The sequence below is a fragment of the Streptomyces diversicolor genome (assembly GCF_057537855.1).
In genome coordinates this window covers 21,897-30,033 of the sequence record NZ_BAAJXA010000072.1, presented here as the reverse complement: position 1 = coordinate 30,033, position 8,137 = coordinate 21,897, and the positions used below count along the sequence as shown (strand labels likewise).

General features: G+C 73.8%; 6 protein-coding genes. 1 reads left to right on the top strand and 5 read right to left on the bottom strand.

Translation table 11 applies throughout. The features are described from left to right. Positions 1 to 418: 418 nt before the first annotated feature. The gene (locus AC27LF_RS43470) at positions 419 to 1,960 is read right to left on the bottom strand and encodes a leucyl aminopeptidase (protein ID WP_479662025.1); all 1,542 of its coding nucleotides are present in this window, start codon (positions 1,958 to 1,960) and stop codon (positions 419 to 421) included. Positions 1,961 to 2,399: 439 nt separating this feature from the next. Continuing rightward, positions 2,400 to 3,209 (bottom strand): adenosylcobinamide-GDP ribazoletransferase, encoded by an 810-nt coding sequence (locus AC27LF_RS43465; RefSeq protein WP_479662024.1) that lies wholly within the window; start codon positions 3,207 to 3,209, stop codon positions 2,400 to 2,402. A 148-nt stretch (positions 3,210 to 3,357) separates the two neighbouring features. Between AC27LF_RS43465 and AC27LF_RS43460 the strand changes: the two genes are divergently transcribed. Then, the gene (locus AC27LF_RS43460) at positions 3,358 to 4,110 is read left to right on the top strand and encodes a hypothetical protein (protein ID WP_479662023.1); all 753 of its coding nucleotides are present in this window, start codon (positions 3,358 to 3,360) and stop codon (positions 4,108 to 4,110) included. 76 nt (positions 4,111 to 4,186) lie between these two features. Here AC27LF_RS43460 and AC27LF_RS43455 read toward each other — a convergent pair whose 3' ends face one another. From AC27LF_RS43455 to cobT, 3 genes are all read right to left on the bottom strand, one after another. Further along, positions 4,187 to 4,861, bottom strand: a complete 675-nt coding sequence (locus AC27LF_RS43455) for a hypothetical protein (protein ID WP_479662022.1) — start codon at positions 4,859 to 4,861, stop codon at positions 4,187 to 4,189. A 10-nt stretch (positions 4,862 to 4,871) separates the two neighbouring features. Then, positions 4,872 to 6,668 (bottom strand): phosphatidylglycerol lysyltransferase domain-containing protein, encoded by a 1,797-nt coding sequence (locus AC27LF_RS43450; protein ID WP_479662021.1) that lies wholly within the window; start codon positions 6,666 to 6,668, stop codon positions 4,872 to 4,874. Between the two features lie 206 nt (positions 6,669 to 6,874). Continuing rightward, the gene (gene cobT, locus AC27LF_RS43445; RefSeq protein WP_479662020.1) at positions 6,875 to 8,047 is read right to left on the bottom strand and encodes a nicotinate-nucleotide--dimethylbenzimidazole phosphoribosyltransferase; all 1,173 of its coding nucleotides are present in this window, start codon (positions 8,045 to 8,047) and stop codon (positions 6,875 to 6,877) included. Between the last annotated feature and the right edge of the window lie 90 nt (positions 8,048 to 8,137).

Here is an 8,137-nt window from a genome sequence, read left to right as displayed (position 1 = left end):
CTCAGGGGCGCGGGGAACTGCGCGACAAGCCACGACGGGCCCGCACCCGACGGATGACGGGCACCGCATCGAAGGGGCGCGGGGAACTGCGCGAAAGGCCACGACGGCGCCGCACCCGACGGATGACGGGCACCGCACCGAGGGGGCGCGGGGAACTGCGCGAATGGCGACGACGGGCCCGCACCCGACGGATGACGGGCACCGCATCGATGGGGGCGCGGGGAACTGCGCGAATGGCGACGACGGGCCCGCACCCGACGGATGACGGGCACCGCATCGAAGGGGCGCGGGGAACTGCGCGAAAGGCCACGACGGCGCCGCACCCGACAGACGACCGGCACCGCACCGAGGGGGGCGCGGGGAACTGCGCGACCGGCCGAAGGCACGGTCCACAGCCCCCCGCCCAGCTCGGGCCGAGCTAGGCCACGTCCCCCGCCGCCGCAAGCTCCGCAAGCCGCACCAGCGTCCGCACCGCCGACCCCGTACCACCCTTGGGCGTGTACCCGAACGGCCCGCCCTCGTTGAACGCGGGCCCGGCGATGTCGAGGTGCGCCCAGGTGATGCCGTCGCCGATGAACTCCTTCAGGAACAGGCCGGCGACCAGCCCGCCCCCCATCCGCTCACCCATGTTCGCGATGTCGGCGGTCGGCGAGTCCATACCCTTGCGCAGATGATCCGGCAGCGGCATCGGCCACGCCGGCTCACCGACCTGCTCGGCCGCCTCATGCACCGCGGAGCGGAACGCGTCGTCGTTCGCCATGATCCCGAAGGTACGGCTGCCCAGCGCGAGCACCATCGCGCCGGTCAGGGTCGCCACGTCCACGATCGCGTCCGGCTTCTCCTGCGAGGCGGCCCACAGCGCGTCCGCCAGCACCAGCCGGCCCTCCGCGTCCGTGTTGAGCACCTCGACGGTCTTGCCGCTGTACATGCGCAGCACATCACCCGGACGGGTGGCGCTGCCCGACGGCATGTTCTCGGCGAGCGCGAGCCAGCCGGTGACGTTGACCTCAAGGCCGAGCCGCGCGGCGGCCACGACCGCGGCGAACACCGCGGCGGCGCCGCTCATGTCGCACTTCATCGTCTCGTTGTGACCGGCCGGCTTGAGGGAGATGCCGCCCGAGTCGTAGGTGATGCCCTTGCCGACGAGGGCGAGGTGCTTCTTCGCCGAGGGGTGGGTGTACGACAGCTTCACCAGGCGCGGTGCCGCGGCCGAGCCGCTGCCGACGCCGAGGATGCCGCCGTAGCCGCCCTTGGCCAGCGCCTTCTCGTCGAGCACCTGCGCCTTCATGCCGTGCTCCTTGGCCGCGGCCTGGGCGATGGCCGCGAACGCCTCCGGAGTGAGGTCGTTGGGCGGGGTGTTGACCAGGTCGCGGGCGCGGTTCAGCTCCTCGGAGACGGCGGTGGCGCGCGCCAGGGCCGCCTTGTGCTCCTTGTCGCGGGGCTTGCCGCCGAGCAGCGCGGCCTCGGCGAGCGGCGCCTTGCCGTTGCCGGCCTTGCCATTGCCCGTCTTGCCGTTGCCGGCGCCGTCCTTGTAGGTGTCGAAGGAGTAGGCGCCCAGCAGCACGCCCTCGGCGATCGCGGAGACGGCGGCGGCGTCGGCGACGGGCAGCGCGAAGGCGGCCTTCTTGGCGCCGTTCAGCCCGCGGGCGGCGACGCCGGCGGCCTTGCGCAGCGCCTCGGTGCCGTGGGCGGCGCCCTTCGCGGGCTCGTCGCCGAGGCCCACCGCCACCACGAGCGGCGCCTTGAAGCCGGCCGGCGCGGGCAGCTTCGTCAGCTCGCCCTCGGCGCCGGTGGCACCGAGGGTCTCCAGGACGCCGGCGAGCTTGTCGTCGTACGCCTTGTCCACGGCTTCGGCGCCCGGTGCGACGACGGGGCCCTTGGCGCCCTTTGCGACGCCGACGACGATCGCGTCGGCCCGCAGGCCGGGCGCCGCGGCGGTGCTGAGAGTCAGAGCAGTCACGGTGGTGAAATCTCGCTTCCGATGTGAAGTTGCTGTGGCCGAATGGGTGGGTCGACCGGGCCCGGGGACCGACCCTGGAACTGGCCTGAGGGCGCGTCGCGACCGGGGCCTTCGCCCTGTCGGCGAGCACCCGGGACGAGCCTACGCGTGTGTGTGCGCCTGCTCATTCCCCTGGTCGTTCACCTGTGGGTGACGTCATGGCCATGTGCCGCCCCTGCGCTTCTGTGACCTGAGCCACCCGCGCCGGTACCCGACGGGCACCCCTACTACCCGTCCGCCGAATTCTCACCGATCGCCCCCACACACTTCACAAGGGGGTCCCCAAGTTCCTGTACACCCCCCACACGGCCCCCGAGGGACGCGGGGAACCACGCGCCCAGCCACGACGGCGCCGCGGCCGAGTACGGCCCGCACCCGAGCGGCGACCAAGTCACGGCCCCTACAGCGGAGCGCCAAGCGCCAGCACCACCAGCCCCACCGTCGCCGCCGTCTCCGCGACCGCGCCGAACACATCTCCGGTGACCCCGCCGAAGCGCCGCACGCAGTGCCGTAGCAGGAGTTCGGCGGCACCGACGGCGACGACCACCCCGAGCGCGGCACGGACACCCTCGTACGCCGCCACCACCGCACCCCCGACGCCCGCCGCCGCCACCACCGCGACCCCGGCCGCGACGGCGCCGCCCACCGGTACCACCCCCGCGACCGCCGCGCCCAGCCCCTCCGGCCGTGCGGCCGGCACCCCCGCGCGGGCGGCGGCGGTGAGCGCCAGCCGGGCGGCGGTCGCCGAGACCACGGCGGCGAACGCACCCCGGGCCCATGAGTCGCCGTACGCCTGCGCCAGGGCGGCCAGTTGGGCCGGCACCGCGAGCAGCAGGGTGACCACGCCGAACGGCCCGATGTCCGACTGCTTCATGATCCGCAGCGCGTCCTCGGCGGGCTTGCCGCTGCCCAGCCCGTCCGCGGTGTCGGCGAGGCCGTCCAGATGCAGACCGCGGGTGAGTACGGCGGGTACGGCGACCGAGGCGACCGCGGCGAGTGGAGGGGCCGCGCCCAGCAGGAGCAGCAGCAGCCCGGCCCCGGCCGCGCAGCCGCCCACGACCAGCCCGACCAGCGGGGCGCTCAGCATGCCGAGCCGGGCCGCCGCCCGGTCCCAGCGGCGCACCGCTACGGGCAGCACGGTGAGGGTGCCGAAGGCGAAGCGGAGCCCGTCCGAGAGGGAGGCGGGGGAGGCGGGCGAGGTCGTGGACACCGGCGCAGGGTACCCGCCGGGCGCGAGGGCACCGCCGGGCGCCCGTCGCCCGGCCGCACGCGGGCGCGTCGTGCCCGGCGATCGCGGCCCGGCCAGGGCGCCGCCGCGGCGGGGATCGGTGATGCGCCGTCAGGGATAATGTGCGCACATGGGACATTGGCTGGACCGGAACATCATCGAGCCCGGCAAGCTCCCGCTGCTTCTCGCCCTGGCCGCGTTCGTCCTGACCTTCCTGGTCACCCGGTCCATCACCCGGCTGATCCGGGCGGGCAAGGGCCCCTTCCGCAACGTCAGCGCGGGCGGGCTGCACATCCACCACGCCGTCCCCGGTGTCGTGCTCACCGTGATCGGCGGCTTCGGCGCGGTGGCCGTCGGCCGGCACGGGCTCGGCGCCTTCGTCTCCGCCGTGGTCTTCGGCATCGGCGCGGGCCTCGTCCTCGACGAGTTCGCGCTGATCCTGCACCTCGACGACGTCTACTGGACCGAGGAGGGCCGCAAGAGCGTCGAGGCCGTCGTGCTGACCGCCGCGCTCGTCGGCCTGCTCCTCGCGGGCTTCGCGCCGTTCGGTGTCAACGACCTCTCCGCGCAGGAACTCCAGGGCCGCGGCGCGGCCATCACGAGCGTCGCCGTGAACTTCCTGTTCTCCCTGGTCTCCCTCAGCAAGGGCAAGACCCGCACCGCCCTGTACGGGGTCGTCGTCCCGCTGATCGCACTTGTCGGCGCGGTTCGCCTGGCCCGGCCGGGCTCGCCGTGGGCCAGGCGCTTCTACCGGCGCCGGCCGCGGGCCCGTGCCCGGTCGCTGGTGCGCGCGTACCGGCATGACCGCCGCTGGTCCGGCCTCGGCCGGGCCGTCCAGAACTGGATCGCCGGCGCGCCCGACCGCTCCGCGGGGAGCCGATGACGGGTTGTCGTTCGGCTGCGGCGCCGTGATGGCTGGGCGCGCAGTTCCCCGCGCCCCTTTGTCTTCGGGGCGCTGCCTAGCTGCTCTGTGTTCGGTGGTGGTTGGGGCGGCGGAGGACGGCCAGCAGGGCGCACAGGGCGGTGACGCCGGCCAGGGCCGCGATGTGTTCCTTGCCGGCGAGGTTGTCCTTGACCAGTACCTCGATCACCATCGCGAGCACCACCGCGCCGCCCGTCGCATACGCGCCGTACCGCCAGCTCAGATACACCGCGAGGCCCACCACGGCCGCCGAAGGACCGGTGTCCACGACCTGCGCGTCCGAGGCCGGCAGGCCGAGCGGCGTGTGCGGTCCGAGTGCGATGCCCACGCGCGCGTACCAGGTCCCGGCGAGCGTGGCGACGTACGCGACGGTCAGCGTGCGCCGCGGGCCGAGGCAGATCTCCGCGATGCCGAACACGAACAGGATCTGCGCCAGCGCACCCCACACCGGCAGGTCAAGCGCCGGGACGAACAGCGACAGCGGGGTGCGCAGCAGGGCGAGCCACAGCGGGTCCCTGGCCCGTACGGCGCCCACGTTCTGTACGAACTGGAAGCCCCACGACTGGTTCTGCACGACCTGGAGCACCGCGGTGAGGCACACCGCGGTGAGCGTCATCGGGATCGCCCGCGGGCCGCGTTTGAGCAGCGGCTCGCGCACCGTGACGTACAGCAGCCCCCACTCGGCGCGGGCCCAGCGGGCGACCCTGCTCATCCGGCGGACCTCATCGGCGGGTGTCCAGGTGTCCGCGGTGCGGCCGCCCGGGCAGTCCCGGCGCCTCAAGGAACCCCTCCGCGCGTGCCGACGCCAGGCCGATGCGCGGCAGGTCGGCGCTCTTCTCGAACAGCAGGAACCGGGGTTCCCAGATGGGCCGGTACTTGGCGTTGGCGCGGTACAGGGACTCGATCTGCCACCAGCGCGAGAAGAAGCTGAGCAGGGAGCGCCACAGCCGCAGCACCGGACCCGCGCCGAGCCGCGCGCCGCGTTCGAAGACGGACCGGAACATCGCGAAGTTGAGGGAGACCTGGGTGATCCCGATCTCCCCGGCCCGGCGCAGCAGTTCGATGACCATGAACTCCACCAGCCCGTTGTCGGCGTCCCGGTCCCGCCGCATGAGGTCCAGTGAGAGCCCGTGCGGCCCCCAGGGCACGAACGACAGCAGCGCCTTCAACTCGCCGTCGGCATCGGTGCATTCGAGCATCACACAGCGCCCGTCGGCCGGGTCCCCGAGCCGTCCGAGCGCCATGCTGAACCCGCGTTCGGTGGGCCCGTCCCGCCAGTCGTCCGCGCGCTGCACCAGATACGCCATCTCGTCGGCCGGGATCTCCTCGTGCCGCCGCACGCGCACCGTGTACCCGGCCCGCCCGACCCGGTTGTGGGCCTGCCGGACGGCGCGCATCGCCCGGCCCTCCAGCGTGAAGTCCGCCACCTCCACGATCGCCTCGTCGCCGAGTTCCAGGGCGTCCAGGCCGTGCCGTGCGTACACGGTCCCCGCCTCCTCGCCGGCGCCCATCACGGCCGGGATCCAGCCGTGCGCCCGGGCCTGGGCCAGCCACGGCACGATCGCCCCGGGCCATGCCTCCGGATCGCCGAGCGGGTCCCCGGAGGCCAGCGACACCCCGCCCACGACCCGGTACGCCACCGCCGCCTTCCCGGTCGGCGACCACACCACGCTCTTCTCCCGGCGCAGCGCGAAGTAGCCGAGCGAGTCCCGTTCGCCGTAGCCGTCGAGCAGCGCCCGCAGCCGCTTCTCGTCGTCCACGGTGAGCGGGTCGACGGCGCGCCGGGAGCGGAAGGCGGCGTAGAACACGGCCAGGACGAGGGCGGTGCTCAGCACGTTGATGACGACGTTGACCCAGTTGGGGGTCGAGATCCCCGGGAAGTACGACTCGTCGGCGGCGACCGAGATCAGCCGCAGCGTGCCGTAGTGCCAGCGCTCCGGGAACGTCGAACGCCCCGCGTCCGGCGCCCCGTTGGTGACCGTCACGAGCAGCGCCGCCAGCAGCGAGGCGGCGAGCCCGCCGCCGATGGCGACGCCGGCGGCGAGCCGGGGGTTGGAACGGTCGCCCTTGGCGTAGAACTCGCGGCGTCCGACGAGCAGCGCGGCGACGAAGGCGGCGGTCAGTACGAGGGAGATCCAGTTCTGCGCGTACTGCCGGATCTCCGGGAAGGTCATGGCGAACGCGAACAGGGCGAGGAACGCTCCGCTGAGCACCAGGTTGAGGATCCACGCGGCGCGTTTGCGGCGCCGCATGGTGATCGCCAGGAAGGCGGTGAACAGGCCCGAGGCGAAACCCGCCGTCAGCAGGTACGGCGTGAAGTAGTTCTCCTGGTTGTGGCGGCGCACATCCTGCCCGAGGGAGACCCACACCCCGCTGAGGAAGTTGACGAAGGCGACGGCCCGCAGGTACCAGACGGCGAAGGCGGCGGCCCGCGCCGAGGCCGTGCCGCCCGGCCGCTCCCAGTCACCCGACCGCCCCGGGCCGGCGTCCTGCTCCACGGCAATTCGGGCATCTCCCATGAGGAAGGATCATATGTCCGACCCCCCGACAAACCCCTCACCCTCGCCCACACCCCCCCACTCCCACACCCCTCCGCCCGCCACAGGGGGCGACCCGGCTGCCATGGCCCTTCCTCTGCCGCCGGTCTCGTCGGTGTGGGTGCTGCGGCGGAGGGTGTTGGTGCAGGCAGGGGCTGGCTTCCGTCGGTGTCCGGGGGCTGTCGGGGTCACTCCTGTGCCGGGGCGGCCTGCTCGGGGCGGTCCTCGTCTGCCGGGGTGGCCTGCTCGGGGCGGTCCTCGTCTGCCGGGGTGGCCGGCTCGGGGCGGTCCTCGTCGGGGTTCTGCGGCTCGTCCGCCGGCTTCTCGGGGAGTTCCGCGGCCAGCGCCGCCGCCGCCTGGACCAGGGGCAGGGCCAGCAGCGCCCCGGCTCCCTCGCCGACCGTGACCCCCTGCTTCAGCAGCGGCTCCAGGGCCATCCGGTCCAGTGCCTTCGCCTGCCCCGGCTCCCCGCTGTCGTGCCCGGCCAGCCACCAGTCCGGCGCCCGGAAGGCGATCCGCTGCCCGACCAGCGCGCACGCGGCCGCCACGACCCCGTCCAGGATCACCGGCAGCTTCCGCACCGCGCACTGCAACAGGAACCCGGTCATCGCCGCGAGATCGGCCCCGCCCACGGTCGCCAGCAGCTGCATCTGGTCCCCGAGCACCGGCCGCGCACGCCGCAGCGCGTCCCGGATCGCTGCGCACTTGCGCATCCAGGCGAGGTCGTCGATGGGCAGGCCGCCCCGGCCGGTCACCACGGACGCGTCGGTCCCGCACAGCGCGGCGACGAGCACGGCCGCCGCGGTGGTCCCGCCCACGCTCACATCGCCGAGCACCACCACGTCCGTACCGGAGTCGGCCTCCTCGTCGGCCACCGCGATCCCCGCGCGGAACGCGGCCTCTGCCTCCTCAAGGGTCAGCGCGTCCTCGATGTCGATCCGGCCGCTGCCGCGCCGCACCCGGTGCCGTACGACGTCCTTCGGGAAGGCGTCCGGCGCGCAGTCCAGCGCCATGTCCACCACCCGCACCGGCACCCCGAGCCGCCGGGCGAGCACCGACACCGGGCTGCCGCCCTCCAGGACCGCGCGCACCAGTTCCCCCGCGCTGCCCGCGGGCCGCGCGGAGACCCCGAGCCCGGCGACTCCGTGGTCGCCGGCGAAGAGAACGACCCCCGGGCGTTCGACCGGCCGTACCGGTACGGCGCCCTGCGCGGCGGACAGCCACTCACCCAGGTCGTCGAGGCGCCCCAGGGATCCGGGCGGCACGACCAGACGTTCCCGGCGGGCCTCTGCGTCACGGCGCACACCGCCGTCCGGGCGCTCGATCAGATCCGTGAAGTCGTCGAGATTCAGCGAGCTCATTCGCCGAACAGTACCGGCACCGAACGAACGGTTCCGCGTCGGTTCCGCGCCACGTCGGCACCGCATGCGCGCAGCGTCTTTGCACGCAAG